The organism is Vibrio sp. THAF190c, assembly GCF_009363355.1.
GTDB lineage: Bacteria > Pseudomonadota > Gammaproteobacteria > Enterobacterales > Vibrionaceae > Vibrio > Vibrio fortis_A.
Window position 1 is genome coordinate 1,631,453 of the sequence record NZ_CP045339.1, and the last position, 17,044, is coordinate 1,648,496.

Genomic DNA, 17,044 nt, shown 5'->3' on the forward strand with positions numbered 1-17,044 from the left:
CAAGTAATTGATATTGAAACGATTTCGAGAAGTGAACGATTCTAAAAGGCTAGGGAGTTCACTGATACTGTACACACGTAACTCTGACACACATTTGACATAGATAAACAACAACTATTTGGATTGGGCGCATTTGGTTACAACGTAACTTAATGCTGGTCGGTTTTGTAAGTTCACAATACTCATGTGAACAGGGATTGGTAATCAGGTTCTTCGATAAAGACTAAAAGGCAAAACATTTATCGCTGCGGCCTTCGAACCAATCATGGTGGGAACCATCGATTTGGATGAGTTCACCACGACAATCACGGCGATAGCGAGGCTGATAGATTCTAAGCTTTCGCCTAGAGTATGGAGTCCAGAGCCCGTCAGCGATTATGATTATCCATTGTCGGAGAGTTTCTTTAGAAAACACAAATTATGGTTCTCAGATAGTTTTTCTAGCGCAAACGTGGGTGAAAAATCGAAGTATTGTTCACGTACAATCTTTAATACTTCAGCTCGAAAGTTATCATCATAGCGTCAGTTGCTTGGGCGACCGCGGACTGCATGTGCCAAGCTTTTATCGCCATAAGTTGCTAACTGGTTCAACAGCCGTCTGACATGTCGAGTCGAAACATTTAAAATGTCTGCAGCGTCGACTTGTCGTAAGCGTTTTTCTTGTACATCCGTTAAAACTTTGAATCGATTTATCTCGTGAACACTCACAGCAATTAACATCAGTTTAGGTCCTCAAAGCCAAGCAACACTTTAAGCTTAGGAGGACATTTTAAAGTTGCTCAAACCGGACATTACTATATTGCTCTCACATAATCAGTGCGTATTATCTATCTTATGTTAAATAAGATTTGCAATAACTAAGGCAGAGCTTATTTAATATACCCTGCCTTATTTTGTACACACGCTCTGTGCTTGATATTGAAGTAATTTAACCGAAACGCTTATTTACCATAAAATAGCTAATATCTAATGATAATAATCTTCGATTCTTAACTTTAATATTAGACAGCTTAGCCACCGGCCAATTTAACTTTAAGACCTTTCTTTTCAAGGTGCGCTTTGATTTTATCACGAGCGTCACCCTGAATTTCAATGTTGCCGTCTTTTACAGAGCCGCCACAACCGCAAACTTTTTTAAGTTCCGCAGCCATTAATTTAAGTGGCGCGTCATCTAGGTCTAAACCTGTTACAACGGAAACGCCTTTGCCTTTACGACCTTTAGTTTCACGTTGAATTCGAACAATACCGTCACCCTTAGGGCGCTCGACTTTTTCTTCCTCAGGTTTAATACGACCCGTTTCTGTGGAATACACTAAGCTCATAGTCTTTTACTTCTTTTGTTGTTGCTGTGCTTTTTGCTTTGCTACCAAGTAAGCTTCGATATGGCGCTGTATTGCCGTTTTCGATCCCTTAATAAGACGACCGTTAAACATGCAGTACCAAGCGTTAGGTTCGCCTGTATCGTTCTTGATTTGATAGCCATTAAAGTTTTCCGCTTGGCCACCTGAACCTGCTCGAGGTTTGTTTAATGAAGTGAACTCTTTTGGATCAATGATAGATGCAGTGTCAATCCACCAATCGATGCTCTTCTTCAAAGCGGTCAAGTTACCTTGAATTGCGTGGTTTTTTAATTTTGCACGCCAAATAGTATTCGTCGCATCTGTTGATTGCAGATGAACTCCTCGATAAATCGAATTAGCCATATCTATGAATCATCTTTCTGTTTTCACTACACTAATCATAAGTGTACTATTAATGATATCAAGCATAATATGACAAAAACACCTGACCAGGTACGGTAATTTGAGAAAAAAAGTTCCGGTTTTGACCGACCCTTCACAAGTTAATTTCTTTGTTAAGAAACTCAATAACGAGGCTACTCTAGATGTTATAGATGAGTTGACTGACAATCAATATTCTCGAAATTCTATGCTAGGAATTCTATCGGACTGGAACCGCTATTTAGCATTTTGCCTTAAACATCATATTAATACATTGCCTGCTTCCGTCACAGCGATTCGTCGATTCCTCGAAACGGAAGCTCACGAGCGTAAGTTTTCTTCATTAAAACGTTACACTGCAACGCTATCCCTTCTGCACACTATTTTGGGGTTCCCTAACCCAATAAAACACAAGCAGGTAAGATTTACTTTAGTTCAATTGCAGATATCGAAATCAGGTGATGCGAAACAAACTAATGCGATGACTTATCATCATTTAAACCAGCTCAACAACAACTTAGCCAAACCCAATGCACCTCTTAAAGATATCCGCGATGTTTCGATTTATAACGTCATGTTTGAATGTGCTTTAAAACGCTCAGAGCTCAAGAACTTAAAAGCCAGCCATATTTCAGCCAGAGATAATGTTAATTGCGTCCATGTGGCAGACTCAACCTACCAACTCTCAGAAGTAGCTTCTGGCCACCTACAGCGTTGGATTGAAATGAGTGAGCCTTTAGATGAGCAACCTTTGTTTCGTTCCATAGATCGACACGGTCATATTCACAACCAACCGCTAGATGATTCTTCGATCTATAGAATCGTAAGGCGCGCAAGTGATCTGCTTGGACTAACCGGAAGTTTGAGCTTTTCTGGTAACTCTATCCGCGTGGGTGCAACACAAGAATTGGCGAAACAAGGAATGACGATCAGAGATATACAAGATTTTGGGCGCTGGATGAGCCCCGTTATGCCGGCGCAATACTTAGGTCAGTTGGCTAAATCCGAAGAAGGGAAAATTGTCTTTAAAGAAATTATTCCGTGGCAGCCATAATACTGCCACGGAGAGTTAGTGCTCTATTTCAGGCTCGTGCGCACACAGTTTTCAAGGAATGAACTAAATGTGTGACCATTATGCTCAACCATTTTCGGGAACATTGAAATAGGAGTCATTCCAGGGAAGGTATTCACCTCATTTAGGTATATCTCATTATCTTCTGTTAGGAAGAAATCGATTCGAGACAAGTGACGAAGCTTCATCTGAGTAAATACTTTTCGAGCATCGTTATCAATCTGCTTCAACTGCTCTTCAGTTAAATTTGTCGCTTCAACTTCCGTCGTTGAGTGACTATCGGCACCATATTTCTCTTCATATGTGTAAAACGCACCGTTAGGAGCAATGACTTCACCTGGCTTACTAATGTGCAGCTCACCATCGACCTCATAAGCTGCAACTTCTAGTTCACGAGGTACAACCGCTTTCTCAACTAATACTTGATCTGAGAAGGTAAATGCTTTGTTCACGGCTTCTTCAAGTTGCTCACTTTCAGTCACTTGGTAACAACCCACCGAAGAGCCTTGTCTTGCCGCTTTAACAAATACTTTGCCCCACTTTTCGAATGCTTCTTTCGCAGCTGTGTGGCTTTGTTCGTTATTATCTGAAAGAAAAAGATATGGCGTGTTAGGAATACCTAAAGCGTCGTACCATAACTTAGACGTGATTTTATTGAAGCTATTATTGCTTGCTTCTGAACCACAGCCTAAATACGGTATCTTCGCCATCTCAAACAGAGATTGGATATCACCAGTTTCACCAGGGAAGCCGTGAATACAAGGTGCAATAAAATCGATCTTCATTTGATCTTTATCGCCACAAAGCATTTGGTTATTGATATCTAGGTAGACCAACTCACCCGAATCAAGACACCACCCTTCACTTTTGATTTCGACACGTACAACATTGAAATCTTCAATGCTATTGAGTTGTTCGAAAAGATAGCCAGCTGATACTAACGATACTTCATGCTCTGATGAGCCGCCGCCGCATAGTAGAAGAATATTTGTGGTGTTCATTGTTTAATTCGGTCCTTGAGAACTCGGTTTACTTTCGTTCAATGATAAACAAATAGAGAGCGAGTTTCAGTATTTTGAAGGTGAAAGTGTTGATATCAAGCTTAAGCGTCTAACTATTGCACGAATACAACGATAAAAGAAAAAGAAGGAGCCACTGGCTCCCTCTTTAAATGATTAGTTCAGCTTATTCAGAGTTGGATATGCTGAGTTCTTGATCTCATCGATGCTTTTAACAAATGGCTTCAAGTTTTGGAAAGTCTTTGGAAGCGTTGCGATAGCTTGCTTAGCTTCAGCTTTAGTCGCGTAGTCACCGTAAAGTACCGTGAACCATTTGGTACCATTAACAACTTTGTAGTTTTCCCAAACTGGTTGGGACGTTGTTGGCAATTGATTTACAAAAGAGTCCACTTTGCTTTGGCTGCCTACAGCAACAACTTGAACGGTGTAACCAAAACGTTGGTTCATTTGCTGCTTCTTGGAAGGACCTTTTACTGTAGCCACTGGTTTTACAGTTGTTGTCTGAGTAACTTCTTGTTTAACAGGTTCAGTTTTAACAACGTTAACAGTTACGTTTTCTTCGCTAACGCCTGAGCCCATTTGGTCTGATTTTGATACGACCGGAGCTTCAACTTGCGCAGTTTTGTACTCTTCTTGATAACTTTCTGAAGTTACATCCGTAATGTAGTTCTCAGATACACACGCAGCCAACAGAAGTGGCAGAGTCGCAATTGCAATTTTTTTCATGGAAAGCTCAACGTCCTTAATAAATAACTACTATAAATCATGCCGATAGCTCGGTATAGAATCAAGTTAACTTTAATATTATACACAATTTACGGGTGACCTATTTCACAAACTTAATCGCATATCGCATACATGATCTAATTTCGGTGAAATTCCCATCAACCTGGTTAGGAAAAGTACGCTAGGATGATGGTGTGTTTATCTGAAGGAAGTATTATGAACCCACTCGACTCGTTACTTAAACCTCGTTCAATTGCTGTCATTGGAGCATCAAAACGAGAGTCTAGAGCCGGCTACATCGTAATGAACAACCTACTCCATGGAGACTTTAAAGGCGCAGTAATGCCAGTCACTCCAAAATACGATTCGGTCGCTGGTGTTCTTTCCTATAAAAATGTATCACAACTCCCGATCACACCAGATTTAGCCATTCTCTGTACGCACGCGTCACGCAATATTCAGCTTTTTAAAGACATCGCAGACAAAGGAATTCGTTCGGTGATTGTTCTTTCGTCTGATATGCACCAAATCACAACCGACGGCGTCACGATTGAGTCCGAGTGTTTGAACATTGCCAAAGAGAATAACATCCGAGTTTTGGGTCCGAACAGCTTGGGAATCATACTTCCTTGGATAAACCTCAATGCATCATTTTCTCCAGTTTCAGCTCTCCCTGGAAAAATAGCCTTCGTTTCACAATCTGCAGCTGTGTGTACCACAATTTTAGACTGGGCGAATGACAAGGAAATCGGCTTTTCCGCCTTTATTTCTATTGGCAACGGAAGCGAAATCGACTTTTCCGAGCTACTCGATTACCTCAGTACCGATTCTCATACAGAAGCTATCCTTCTCTATATAGATACCATTAAAGATGCGCGCCGCTTTATTTCAGCCGCGCGAGCAGCTTCACGTAACCGTAGAATATTGGTGTTAAAAGGCGGTAGAACTGAACGTGGCCGCGCAGCAGCAATGGCTCATACGGGTGGTACCGATACTCTCGACATTATTTACGATTCAGCGATTCGACGTAGCGGTATGTTGCGTGTAAAGAATATGCACGAGTTGTTCGCCGCAGTAGAAACTTTGACGCACTCAGTACCACTCAGAGGTGAACGCCTTGCCATCGTGACCAACGGCGGAGGTCCTGCAATAATGGCAGTTGATACCCTGTTCGAACGTGGCGGTAAACTTGCCGAACTGTCAGAAAGTACGTATCAAAAACTTAATCAGCGATTGCCTGACAGTTGGTCTCACAGCAATCCGATTGACATAGTAGGTGATGCTGGCGAACAACGTTACATCGACACTATCAACACACTCCTCGATGGTGATGAAACTGATGCTATTCTGATTATGCATAGCCCTTCTGCCATTGCGCATTCAGCGCGGACTGCTGAAAAGGTCATTGAAGCTATCAAACGACACCCAAGACATAAGCACTTCAATATATTGACAAATTGGTCTGGTGAACTCACAGCCAAGCCTGCAAGAAAACTCTTTACCGACGCCGGAATCCCAACCTATCGCACTCCCGAGAGCTCAATTGTCGCTTTCATGCACTTGGTCGAATACAGACGTAACCAAAGACAGTTAATGGAAACCCCAACAACTGCAGAAAAAGTTCACATTGATGATCTGGCGGACGCGAAAAATTGGATAAACGCCCAATTACTGGATAAAAAAACAGTGGTTCTTGATACCCACCAAAATAGCCAATATTTTAAACACTTCAACTTGGATGTACTGCCGACGTGGATTGCATCTGACCCGAGTGAAGCGGTACATATTGCAGAAACAATTGGCTATCCAGTTGCTGTTAAACTTCGCTCACCAGACATCCCGCACAAGTCGGACGTTCAAGGTGTAATGCTGAACCTTAGGAATAGCAATGAAGTAGCTAACGCCGCGCAAGCTATTCTCGATCGAACGCAGCTCTCCTACCCAACCGCAAACGTCCACGGATTACTGATCCAAGGTATGGCAAAGCTTGCGGGGGGACAAGAACTGAGGATTAAAGTCACAACTGACGAAACATTCGGGCCAATCATTCTATTAGGGCAAGGTGGTTCTGAGTGGGATGAATCGTTAGACGCGGCAGCAGCTTTTCCACCACTCAACATGACGCTTGCTCGCTATTTGATTATCCGCGCTATCAAGAGCGAAAAGATTCGTTTGCAGAAACTCCCTAATCCTATCGATATTGAAGGCTTGTCAGAACTCTTAGTTCGAATATCACAAATGGTTGTCGATTGCCCAGAAATAAAGGAACTGGATATACATCCAGTATTGGCTAATGGGGATAAATTTACCATTCTAGACGCAGATATCACGCTAGAGCGTTATGAGGGTGACGCGCAGGAAAGGTTAGCGATTCGCCCTTACCCTGTAGAACTTGAAGAAACTATTACGTTAAAAGATGGTTCGACGGCTCTTCTCAGACCAATCCTACCGGAAGATGAGCCAATACACGCTGACTTTATAAGTAGAGTATCAAAGGAAGACCTCTATAAACGTTTCTTCAGTGATGTGGGAGAGTTTAATCATGAAGCTCTGGCTAACCTCACTCAAATCGATTTTGATAGAGAGATTGCTTTTGTCGTTCTCAAAGAAGAACAAGGTCAACCATCAATCATCGGCGTTTCTCGAGCATTAATCAATCCAGAAAACACCGACGCCGAGTTTGCGATACTGATACGGTCAGACTTAAAAGGTGTAGGCTTAGGCAAAGTGTTGATGAAGAAGATTATCGATTATTGCCAGTCGAAACAGACCAAGCAGATCTCTGGAATGACGATGCCAACTAACCGCGGCATGCTGATGCTTGCGCAGAAGATGGGATTCAAACTAGACATCAGCTTTGAAGATGGGACGGCTGATATGGTGTTACCCCTTCAGCCATAGTAGATATTGAGAGTCGCATAACGTGACTCTCAACGTCATCACTTAAGAGGCCAAGTCTTTTTCAAATGTTGAATGCACCAAGACTTGGCATCCCCCATCTTGTTACGGCGCCATGCGATGACAATATCAATGCTTTGCTTCTCCGTGCCAGCAATTTGTTTAATTGCACCACTCTCAATCAGAGGTTGAGCAACAACTGTCGGTAATGTCCCTATCCCTAAGCCCGAGGTAACCGCTTCTACCTTTGCAGCGAAATTGGTTACTGTCATTCGTGGTTGGCGCTCAAGGATATTTACGCTTATGGCAGGTTTGTCACGAGCGGTATCAGCGATCGCTATTACCCTGTAACTTTCTCTAGCCTTCTGATCGAACTCACCAGCACGCTTATGTACGTAGTGATCGGTCGACGCTACCCACATCATCTCGAGTTTACCAATGACTTCACTCTTCATGTCATTAGGTACTGCTTCCATCTTAGGGCAAATCAACAAATCAGCTCGATCATCTATTAAAGACTCCCAACACCCCGCCAGAATTTCCTCTTGCAGTTTCACACGGGTCTTACTGATCTTGCCGAGTTCATCAATGAGGGGGAAAAAGTTTGATACTGGTAGAATACCGTCAAACGCAATAGTCAGGTCGAGCTCCCAACCATTCGCTAAGATGCTAGCTTCATTAACCAACCTTTCTGTCGCACCTAAGATGATTCTACCTTGCTCTAAAATCAGCTGACCCGCTTCCGTAAAGTTAGCTCGGTGGCCAGAACGGTCAAAGATCATGATATCTAAATCTTGTTCAAGCTTTTGAATTTGATAGCTTAAAGACGAAGGTGCCCTATCAAGCTCGTTAGCGGCAGCAGCAAAACTACCACGACGGCTGATTGCATCTAAAATGTGTAATGCCTCTAAAGTGATTGGACTCTGCAAATTACACCTCTTCACACTGAGTGATTTACATCACAAAATTTAAAATCAAACTGAACTATTGATAAATTCAATAACACATCTAATTACATGTTTTAAAAGGAATTTTATATCTTCGTATTTACTGTGTAAATACTTTAATTGACACAAATAACAATGATAACAATAGTAATTCTCATTTAGATCCAATAGGATGGCATACGCCCAAGCAACCTATTATGGATTTAAGGTTTCAAATAAATGTATAAAAAGTCACTATTGTCAGCTTCCATTATTTTAGCTGTATCCCCCGCTCTTCATGCTGAAGAATACTCACTTTTTGATGAAGTCGTTGTTTCTTCTACTCGTACAAATCAACAACTAGAAGATGTAGCCGCATCTGTTGCTGTCATTAACGACAAAGACATCGAATCAAAGATGATGAACAGCGTCGAAGATCTATTCCGTTATACTCCAGGAGTTACCGTAACAACAAACTCTCGTCAGGGTATTCAAGGAATCAACATTCGTGGCATGGAAGGTAACCGTGTCAAAGTTATCGTTGATGGCGTCTCACAAACTAACCAGTTTACTCCAAGCGGCACACAACAATATAACTTCATCAACTCTTCGCGCGTTGATGTAGATGTAGATATGCTAAAATCTGTCGAAGTTGTAAAAGGCGCTGCATCGTCACTTTACGGCTCTGACGCTATCGGTGGTATTGCCGCATTTGAAACCAAAGATCCAAGTGATTTCTTAAAAGGCCGTGATTTTGGTGGCCACGCTAAGTTTAATTTCTCTTCGGCAGACAACACTTTCAGTGAATCAGTCGCTCTTGCAAACAAAATCGGTGATTTAGAAACTTTAGTAGCTTATACAAGACGTGACGGAGAGGAAGTAGATAACTTTGGTTCTCCTGACGGACAAGCGACTCAAAACAACAACCTACTCGTTAAGCTCCAATATCAATTAAATGATAATCATCGTTTAGAGTTTTCTGGGAACTTCATTGAAAACTCTGGTGATACAGATTTACAAAGTGCGAGCTATAGCAACTACTACGGTGAAGATTCAACAAGCCAACAACAGGTTGGCATCAAGCACATCTGGAATGCTAACCTAGCTTTTGCTGAAGAAATTACTTGGCAATTGGATTGGCTAGCTAAAGAAGAAAATGGTGTAACTCATCGTACATCGAATGGTGGTAGTCCTTACATACCGCCAGCAGGTAACGTTCAGAAAAAAGACTACATCTATTCTGATGAAGGCTATCAATTCGATGTGCAACTCGACAAGTTCTTCACTACAGGTAATGTAGAACATTACTTCATCTATGGTGCAGCGTATTCAGATAAAGATATCAAAAACGTCAATAAAGAGTACAACTCGATCATCGCAGATAAAACCATCTTCTATATTCCGGCAGCGTCTGAGAAAAAATTCGGATTCTTTGCACAGGACGAGATGACAATTGGTAATTGGCTAGTTACTCCTGGTGTGAGATTTGACGGCTTTGAAACCAACCCTGGTGACACTAGTCAGAACCCAAGCGGCAACCCAGCAAGTGATTATGCTAAATACTCAGACTCAGCGGTCACTGGGCGTTTAGGTACGACGTACACGCTAAATGATGAAAACAAAATTTTCGCGCAAATCAGCCAAGGTTTCCGTGCTCCTGATTTCCAAGAGCTTTATTATTCGTTTGGCAACCCTGCTCATGGTTATATAAATATCCCGAACCCAGATTTAGAAGCTGAAGAGAGTATTTCGTACGAACTAGGTTGGCGTCATAACACTGACTCGTCTTCGTCTGAGATTGCAGTTTTCTACAGTGACTACAAAAACTTTATTGACCTCCAGCCAATTAGCGGGACAGGTAAACCTACCGATCCAACAATCAATCAAAGCATCAACATCGATGAAGCTGAGATCAAAGGTATTGAGGCGTCGAATACCCTTTCTTGGAATAGTTTCATGCCAGTACAAGGGGTTAGTAGCCGTCTAGCTGCAGCATACACTGAAGGTAAAGATGGTAAAGGTAACCCTCTTAACACCATTAACCCTTGGAATGCAGTTGTTAGCTTACACTATGACTCTCCAAGTGCACTATGGGGTACGTCGATTGATCTAAACTACACAGCTAAGAAAAAGTCATCAGACATCGACAGCTCTGGTTTAACGTCACCAATCCGTGAGAATGCAGCATCTACAGTTGTCGACTTAACGGCTTACTACATTCCGATGAAAGACTTGACGCTTCGTGCTGGTATTTTCAACGTTACAGACGAGGAATACTACGAGTGGAATGATGTTCGCGGTTTCTCGCAAGAAGACAAAGATTACACACAACCAGGTCGTAACTGGTCTGTCACTGCAAAATACGAATTCTAATAGGTTTTACCAAGCCTAAAGTACAAAAAAGCCAGCATATCTGCTGGCTTTTCTATATTTCACTTAAAATTGTAATAAAAAGGGAAAGTGAAATTACTTTTCTGCCATTTCTTTCTTAACCATAACAGCTGCAGCGATGATGAAAGTAACGATTAGGCCTAATTCCATGATTAACTCCAAACAAAATTAACATTAAAGATATATTTTGCGCGTATAGTAACACAATGAATGCGTAAAGATACTTTTTAACCACAAATTTACTTTTATTCCGATTCAGATCAAAAAAGGCGCCCTAAGGCGCCTTTTTGGTAAATAAATCGACCTGATTTTATTAAATTAACCAGGAAAACCATTAGGATTATTAGACTGCCAACGCCACGTGTCTGCAGTCATTTCGGATAGCGTACGTGACGCTTTCCACTCCAGTTCTTGTTCAGCTTTAGCAGGGTCAGCCCAGCACTCAGCAATATCACCTGGGCGACGTTCAACAAGTTTATAAGGAACTTCTTTACCACTTGCTTCTTCAAACGCCTTTACCATTTCTAGAACACTAGAACCGTTACCCGTTCCTAAGTTATAGATGTGAAGACCATCCTTTTTACCCACTTTTTCTAATGCAGCGATGTGACCATCAGAAAGATCCATCACGTGGATGTAATCACGCACGCCAGTGCCATCTTTTGTTGGGTAATCACTACCAAAAACAGATAGGAATTCACGACGGCCCACAGCAACCTGAGAAACAAATGGCATTAGATTATTTGGAATCCCTTGCGGGTCTTCACCTAATTCACCGCTTGGGTGTGAACCCACAGGGTTAAAGTAACGCAATAAAGTAATGCTCCAATCAGGGTTGGCTTTTTGGAAGTCTGTTAAACACTCTTCAACCATTAACTTACTGCGGCCATAAGGGTTAGTGGCACTTGTTGGGAAATCTTCGGTAATAGGCACACTGGCAGGGTCGCCGTATACTGTCGCTGAAGAACTGAATACCAGTGTTTTTACATTCGCTTCTCGCATCGCATCTACAAGCACCAGCGTTCCGTTTACATTGTTATCGTAGTATTCAAGTGGCTTCTCTACTGATTCGCCAACAGCTTTAAGGCCCGCAAAGTGAATAACGGCTTCAATGTTATTCTGCTTAAGTGTGTCGATTAACAGAGCTTTGTCGCGAATGTCGCCTTCAACAAAAACTGGTTTAACACCAGAAACTTTTTCGATACGTTCAAGAACGCTTGGCTTACTATTATATAAATTATCAAAGATGAATGGCGTCATCCCTGCTTTGATCATCTGAATACTTGTATGGCTGCCGATGTAGCCCATACCGCCGGTTACTAAAACGTTCATTTTAAGCCCTGTTTTTATATGTATGTGATATTGGCCTTATGTTACAACAAGTTATCCATAAGATGTAGGTAAAACTAAAGCCAATGCTTGTATGGTTAAGTTTAGAGCATAGAAAGCAACTCCCTTGCTAATATTTGCTCTTTCCATCAAGAGCATTTAAGGAATTAGAGATTATTTCTAAATTAATGTAGACACGTTACGTTAATAGAAATTTGAATATGATCACTGTTTAAATCAGCGATTTAGTGGAACGTCTAAGAGCACTAAAAATTTAGGATAGTCTGTCTGTGACAACAAAAGTACTACTGAACTGCGATATGGGCGAAAGCTATGGCAGTTGGACAATGGGTGACGATGAAGCCGTCATGGAATGGGTAGATATGGCGAATGTAGCATGTGGCTTTCACGCTTCAGATCCACACGTCATGTCGAAAACCATTAAACTTGCGAACCATTACAATACTAAGGTGGGCGCGCATCCCGGTTATCAGGATTTGGTAGGTTTTGGCCGTCGCTCTATTCCTCACTCGATGAAAGAAATCACTGAATTAGTCTGTTATCAAGTCGGGGCGTTAAAAGCCCTTTGCCAACATCATGGAAGCCAACTGCATTACGTAAAACCCCACGGCGCTCTGTACAACGACATGATGGCGAATACGCAAATCTTCAATGCGGTTTCAGAGGCCGTTTCAGGTTTTGGAATCCCACTTATGATTCTCTCTACCGCCAACAATCAGAAGTTCCTAGATATTGCAGATAATTACGACCTTCCACTTTTACTTGAAGCCTTTGCGGATCGTGCCTATCTCAATAATGGACAGCTAGCCCCGCGCTCTTTGTCTGGTTCAGTGTACACGCACCAAGATGATATTTATAACCAAGTCATGCAGTTAGTAAACTATGGCTGTGTGACCACTATCGAAGGCGAACGGCTTGAAATTGAAGCTGACACAATTTGCGTCCATGGTGATAACCCTCAATCCATCGCTTTGATTAAACGAATCAGCCAAGACATCAATGCAATTAGATAGCACCAATAAATCTCTTTACCCTTCTTCAGTGAATACGGAAGCTTATGAAGAAACCAACATTTAATGTAGCGATCGAGCCCATTGCTGAGTGCAGTGTAATGATCACGCTTGATCTTGATGGCGAAACGCGATCACTAACAAAATCGCAACAAAATCGCATAGACCCAATAGCGATAGACGCTCCCATCTTCATCGCATCTATCGCTCAGCGTATAAGGCAAACATTTACGCCCTACTTAATGAACGTCACCCCTGCCTATAACACAATTCTTGTGGACTATCTCCCATACAGGCTTCAAGAGTCGGAGTTTATTAGTCGACTAGAGCAGCTGATTTCAGACATTGATATATCTAGTCTTTCAAGCGACCAATCAAAAGCAATATTGACCATACCCACGTACTACAGCAAAGAAACCGCGCTCGATCTCTCTCGTTTTGAGCAACAAGGAATATCACTAGAGGAACTTGTTGAACTTCATACCAATACCATCTATCAAGTAAGTGCCGTCGGCTTTATGCCCGGGTTTGCTTTTCTTTCCGACGTCGCACCAGAACTTTCTATGCCAAGACACGAAACGCCGCGTCTCTCAGTTCCGAAAGGCAGTGTTGGAATCGCCGATAGAAAGACGGCAGTCTACCCAGATCAATCCCCTGGTGGTTGGAATATTATTGGTCGCTCTCCTTTACAGCTGTTCAATAGCAAAGTTTCCGTAGAACATTTGAATGATGCATCCTTTTTTAACGTAGGCGACCAAGTGAAGTTTGAAGCGATTAGTAGACAGGATTTTATTGATCTTGGAGGATGCTTGAATGACTAAAGGTTCCATAACAATATTAAAACCTGGGCCACTCTCGCTAATTCAAGACTTTGGACGGTATGGTCTTTCACATCTCGGGCTTACACAGGGTGGACCCGTTGATGATTACGCATACAGTTGGGCAAACCATCTACTCCAGAACCCTATTAACTGCCCCGCACTCGAAATTACCTTAGGACAATGTGCAGTTGAAGTGAATCAAGACTGTGTATTGGCTATCACGGGTGGAGACCTACAGGCTAAGCTCGACGGCGTTCCAATAGCGAATTGGTCGACCTTTATAGCTCGTAAAGGACAAATCCTTTCGTTTGGGTTACCAACAAATGGGCTTAGAGCCTACCTAGCTGTAAGAGGTGGTTTTAAAGTACCAGTGAGCCTAACCAGTGCTTCGACCGTAGTACGCGAGAAAGTTGGAGGAATGACTCAAGACGGGCAAGCTTGCCAAGCAAATCAACAGATTCATTTTGAAAAACACCCTATTCCAGCGGATTTTAAACCTCTGAGCGTGACGTTTCGTTATACACCAGATTACAACCTCCCCCTCAAACTACGAGTTATTGAAGGGTACCAATCAAACCTGTTCTCAGAGAATGCTAAGTCAACGTTCTACAACACATCTTTCACGGTCAGCCAAAACTCCAATCGCATGGGCTACCGATTAAGTGGTGAGCCGGTTGAGTCACCGGCTACGAATATGTTGTCTGAAGGCATTGCATTGGGTGCAATTCAAATACCAAAAGATGGGCAACCTATTATTCTTCTCAACGATAGGCAGACGATTGGTGGATATCCAAAGCTAGGTTGCGTTGCACGTATCGATTTACCAAGGTTGGCTCAAGCCAAGCCGGGGCAACAGGTCACGTTTTTTGAGGGTGACCGTTTGGGGCTACAAGATGTTTGGTGCCAATGGGCTAGGTTCTTTGGATATTAAGTCACCACACTATATAAAGCCCAGTGTTAGTTCAATTCACTATAAAACAAAGGGGGACGCTCAAGTAAGCCTCCCCCTTTCTATTTCTATGACTTATCGACAAACGTCAGCGAGCCTAAATTAATCGATTCTCACCAGTAACAATCGCTAGGGCTGCAGGATAGCCTCGCTCTTGAGTAAGAGTAACTGCTTTTGCCTCAACGTCGTCAATATTAAGTGACATTGTCACTGGATGTGCGCCTTCAATGGTTGTTTGCTGCTCTTCGCCGTCAAACCAACGGCTATTGATCTTCTGAGCCGCTTCCAGAGTTGAAGATGCTTTTACAACCTCTAGTCTTGCGTATTTCTCACCGCAGAAAGAGACATCAGAAGCTCGCAAACTTGGGTCGGTACCAGGGATCTGCTGAGCACCAAACAGAGGCTTTCCACCAACCGTCGCCGATTTGAAGCTAGGGATAAATTGAGCCATGTGTGATATCGCAGCTTGTGTTCGTTGCTCTAACTGTTCTTCCGTCCACCCCGATACGATCTTCTTCAATAACTTCTGGGGAAGTTGAGGTTGAGAAGATACTGCAGAGGAAGAAACCAATCCACCTTCAAATAGCGTTATACCTTCTGTCATGCCGTGTAACTGAAATACACCATCAGCATAAGGCGTTAATTGCGCCATGCCTTGAGGTGTTCCTCGTGGCCCGTGGAATATCACTTCAGGCCACTCTTCACTGTATTCGCGACAGTCAGCCCAATCCGTTACATACGCAGCCTTAAATTCGACGAGGCGTTCTTGTTTAGAGCCAACATAATCGTCGACAACACCGGTTTCAAATCCACTCGCATTAATCAGATACTGAGCAGTAAACTTTTGCTTATTCCCCTGTTGATCTGAATAGCACAGCTCCCAATCATCTTTTATCTGAGTGACCGATATTAATCGGCTGTCGGTGAGAATATTACAGTTGCTCTGCTTTTCTAAGGACAACTGAGCCATTGCTGATAAGCGGAACACGCTCAATCCATACTCCTGAACCACAGCTACTGGGTACTTCAGCGTGTCTAAATCAGTATGCTTTGCGAATGGAATACACCACTCATCTAATGTACTTGGATTTTTCGGTTGTTTTTTAGTTGATAAAGCGACTAACTCTTCTTTGTTATACAGCTTGTAGTACTCGTCAGGGCTGCCGAGAACTTGATTGCTGGCATCCTCCTCAACTAAAGCTTGATACGCAGACTTAATGACTTTCAAGCGTGGTAACAACTCTTCAGGCTGACCACCATCACTATGAGGTACCGCTATAACCGTTGGGCGGATATTGAGCGTGTGAGGAAATAGACGAACAGTATCGATAGATTGAGCGAGAAGTTGAAGACATTGCTCTTGAGAAATATCACGATACAAATTTCCACCAGCGTGCAGATGACAAATCGGAGGCCCATTCACCAAGCTTGGCCCTTTCTCCAACAAGGTAACCTCATATCCAAGCTCGCTGAAATGAATTGCACTGGTTGCACCTGCAATACCACCGCCTACTATAGCTATAGACGGTTGTTTTTTATCCATTTTGTTCTGATTCATTGGACTCTAAAGCCTAAAATTAACTACTTTGTATTCTACGTAGGATTGACGGTGAATTAAATCACATTTTTATCAAGGTCTTAGTTTGTCATCATCAGAAGTCAAACTAAAAAAACAAAATTTATTGCTTGACTCAATATGTGTGAATGAAAAAAAGAGCAAGATAAAACACGCCAAAACTGGCCTAAGTACGGCAGCACAAAGGCTCGAAGATAACTCATGTGACATCTTAATTAACTTATCCCTAAAGTTATCCACCGATTTTGTGGATAACTGTTGATAAGATGCAATTCTGTTGCGCAAACCCTTTGTTTACAGGGACTAAAGAGAAATAACTGCAAAGATGAATTTATTGTTACAGCCTATGAACAGGTATAAACAACCCTCTGTTCGGGTAATTTATCCCCTCTTTACTTTGCCCTGTGGGTAACCTTACTAATGACCGCTCCAAAAACAACAAAAGTGCGCACAACCGAAAACGTTTGAACGCACTCATTTGATGTTGGCTTACCCATAACGTTAGCTTCAATACCAACGATCACTTTGAAACCAATTATTTATACGTATTGAATGCCATAGTCCCTTTGAACAGAACGAGAATTC

At 42.3% G+C, this 17,044-nt stretch carries 14 protein-coding genes; 6 read left to right on the forward strand and 8 right to left on the reverse strand.

What is annotated here, in order from left to right:
* Positions 1 to 522 precede the first annotated feature (522 nt).
* From FIV04_RS22260 to FIV04_RS22270, 3 genes are all read right to left on the reverse strand, one after another.
* Positions 523 to 720 carry a helix-turn-helix domain-containing protein gene (locus tag FIV04_RS22260; RefSeq protein ID WP_152470587.1) on the reverse strand — a complete coding sequence of 66 codons (198 nt, stop codon included), beginning with the start codon at positions 718 to 720 and terminating at the stop codon, positions 523 to 525.
* Positions 721 to 1,010: 290 nt separating this feature from the next.
* A complete protein-coding gene (gene yciH / locus FIV04_RS22265) occupies positions 1,011 to 1,322 on the reverse strand; it encodes a stress response translation initiation inhibitor YciH (RefSeq protein ID WP_032552543.1) in 312 nt (103 codons plus the stop codon).
* A gap of 6 nt (positions 1,323 to 1,328) precedes the next feature.
* Positions 1,329 to 1,703, reverse strand: coding sequence for a DUF3319 domain-containing protein (locus FIV04_RS22270; protein ID WP_152470588.1), 375 nt, complete (start codon positions 1,701 to 1,703; stop codon positions 1,329 to 1,331).
* A 100-nt stretch (positions 1,704 to 1,803) separates the two neighbouring features.
* Here FIV04_RS22270 and FIV04_RS22275 point away from each other — a divergent pair, with 100 nt between their 5' ends.
* Positions 1,804 to 2,775: a tyrosine-type recombinase/integrase gene (locus FIV04_RS22275; protein WP_152470589.1), complete on the forward strand. Its 972-nt coding sequence runs from the start codon at positions 1,804 to 1,806 to the stop codon at positions 2,773 to 2,775.
* A 23-nt stretch (positions 2,776 to 2,798) separates the two neighbouring features.
* On the opposite strand, the gene FIV04_RS22280 is transcribed toward FIV04_RS22275, so the two are convergent.
* Complete coding sequence (locus FIV04_RS22280) at positions 2,799 to 3,794, reverse strand: D-alanine--D-alanine ligase (protein WP_152470590.1); 996 nt, start codon at positions 3,792 to 3,794, stop codon at positions 2,799 to 2,801.
* Between the two features lie 174 nt (positions 3,795 to 3,968).
* On the reverse strand, positions 3,969 to 4,538 hold the full coding sequence (locus FIV04_RS22285; RefSeq protein ID WP_150896404.1) for an SPOR domain-containing protein: 570 nt from the start codon (positions 4,536 to 4,538) through the stop codon (positions 3,969 to 3,971).
* Between the two features lie 216 nt (positions 4,539 to 4,754).
* On the opposite strand from FIV04_RS22285, the gene FIV04_RS22290 reads away from it, so the two are divergent.
* Complete coding sequence (locus FIV04_RS22290; protein WP_152470591.1) at positions 4,755 to 7,439, forward strand: bifunctional acetate--CoA ligase family protein/GNAT family N-acetyltransferase; 2,685 nt, start codon at positions 4,755 to 4,757, stop codon at positions 7,437 to 7,439.
* Positions 7,440 to 7,477: 38 nt separating this feature from the next.
* On the opposite strand, the gene FIV04_RS22295 is transcribed toward FIV04_RS22290, so the two are convergent.
* The gene (locus FIV04_RS22295) at positions 7,478 to 8,365 is read right to left on the reverse strand and encodes a LysR family transcriptional regulator (protein ID WP_032552549.1); all 888 of its coding nucleotides are present in this window, start codon (positions 8,363 to 8,365) and stop codon (positions 7,478 to 7,480) included.
* 237 nt (positions 8,366 to 8,602) lie between these two features.
* Between FIV04_RS22295 and FIV04_RS22300 the strand changes: the two genes are divergently transcribed.
* Positions 8,603 to 10,735 carry a TonB-dependent hemoglobin/transferrin/lactoferrin family receptor gene (locus FIV04_RS22300; RefSeq protein ID WP_152470592.1) on the forward strand — a complete coding sequence of 711 codons (2,133 nt, stop codon included), beginning with the start codon at positions 8,603 to 8,605 and terminating at the stop codon, positions 10,733 to 10,735.
* A 336-nt stretch (positions 10,736 to 11,071) separates the two neighbouring features.
* On the opposite strand, the gene galE is transcribed toward FIV04_RS22300, so the two are convergent.
* Positions 11,072 to 12,085 (reverse strand): UDP-glucose 4-epimerase GalE, encoded by a 1,014-nt coding sequence (gene galE / locus FIV04_RS22305; RefSeq protein WP_152470593.1) that lies wholly within the window; start codon positions 12,083 to 12,085, stop codon positions 11,072 to 11,074.
* A 287-nt stretch (positions 12,086 to 12,372) separates the two neighbouring features.
* Between galE and FIV04_RS22310 the strand changes: the two genes are divergently transcribed.
* Genes FIV04_RS22310 through FIV04_RS22320 form a run of 3 tightly spaced genes read left to right on the forward strand, consistent with a single transcriptional unit; the run spans position 12,373 to position 14,865 of the window.
* On the forward strand, positions 12,373 to 13,116 hold the full coding sequence (locus FIV04_RS22310; RefSeq protein ID WP_152470594.1) for a 5-oxoprolinase subunit PxpA: 744 nt from the start codon (positions 12,373 to 12,375) through the stop codon (positions 13,114 to 13,116).
* 44 nt (positions 13,117 to 13,160) lie between these two features.
* Positions 13,161 to 13,934 (forward strand): allophanate hydrolase subunit 1, encoded by a 774-nt coding sequence (locus FIV04_RS22315; protein WP_152470595.1) that lies wholly within the window; start codon positions 13,161 to 13,163, stop codon positions 13,932 to 13,934.
* Positions 13,927 to 14,865 carry a biotin-dependent carboxyltransferase family protein gene (locus tag FIV04_RS22320; RefSeq protein WP_152470596.1) on the forward strand — a complete coding sequence of 313 codons (939 nt, stop codon included), beginning with the start codon at positions 13,927 to 13,929 and terminating at the stop codon, positions 14,863 to 14,865. The genes FIV04_RS22315 and FIV04_RS22320 overlap by 8 nt, the downstream gene beginning before the upstream one ends.
* Positions 14,866 to 14,980: 115 nt before the next feature.
* On the opposite strand, the gene FIV04_RS22325 is transcribed toward FIV04_RS22320, so the two are convergent.
* Complete coding sequence (locus tag FIV04_RS22325) at positions 14,981 to 16,441, reverse strand: FAD-dependent oxidoreductase (protein ID WP_152470597.1); 1,461 nt, start codon at positions 16,439 to 16,441, stop codon at positions 14,981 to 14,983.
* Positions 16,442 to 17,044: the final 603 nt, after the last annotated feature.

What these genes read in the sequence shown, in the direction of transcription:
- FIV04_RS22325 (WP_152470597.1), bottom strand. Translation starts at nt 16,441, where the DNA reads ATGAATCAGAACAAAATGGATAAAAAACAACCGTCTATAGCTATAGTA.
- FIV04_RS22320 (WP_152470596.1), top strand. Translation starts at nt 13,927, where the DNA reads ATGACTAAAGGTTCCATAACAATATTAAAACCTGGGCCACTCTCGCTA.
- FIV04_RS22300 (WP_152470592.1), top strand. Translation starts at nt 8,603, where the DNA reads ATGTATAAAAAGTCACTATTGTCAGCTTCCATTATTTTAGCTGTATCC.
- FIV04_RS22260 (WP_152470587.1), bottom strand. Translation starts at nt 720, where the DNA reads ATGTTAATTGCTGTGAGTGTTCACGAGATAAATCGATTCAAAGTTTTA.
- FIV04_RS22315 (WP_152470595.1), top strand. Translation starts at nt 13,161, where the DNA reads ATGAAGAAACCAACATTTAATGTAGCGATCGAGCCCATTGCTGAGTGC.
- galE (WP_152470593.1), bottom strand. Translation starts at nt 12,085, where the DNA reads ATGAACGTTTTAGTAACCGGCGGTATGGGCTACATCGGCAGCCATACA.
- FIV04_RS22270 (WP_152470588.1), bottom strand. Translation starts at nt 1,703, where the DNA reads ATGGCTAATTCGATTTATCGAGGAGTTCATCTGCAATCAACAGATGCG.
- FIV04_RS22290 (WP_152470591.1), top strand. Translation starts at nt 4,755, where the DNA reads ATGAACCCACTCGACTCGTTACTTAAACCTCGTTCAATTGCTGTCATT.
- yciH (WP_032552543.1), bottom strand. Translation starts at nt 1,322, where the DNA reads ATGAGCTTAGTGTATTCCACAGAAACGGGTCGTATTAAACCTGAGGAA.
- FIV04_RS22285 (WP_150896404.1), bottom strand. Translation starts at nt 4,538, where the DNA reads ATGAAAAAAATTGCAATTGCGACTCTGCCACTTCTGTTGGCTGCGTGT.
- FIV04_RS22280 (WP_152470590.1), bottom strand. Translation starts at nt 3,794, where the DNA reads ATGAACACCACAAATATTCTTCTACTATGCGGCGGCGGCTCATCAGAG.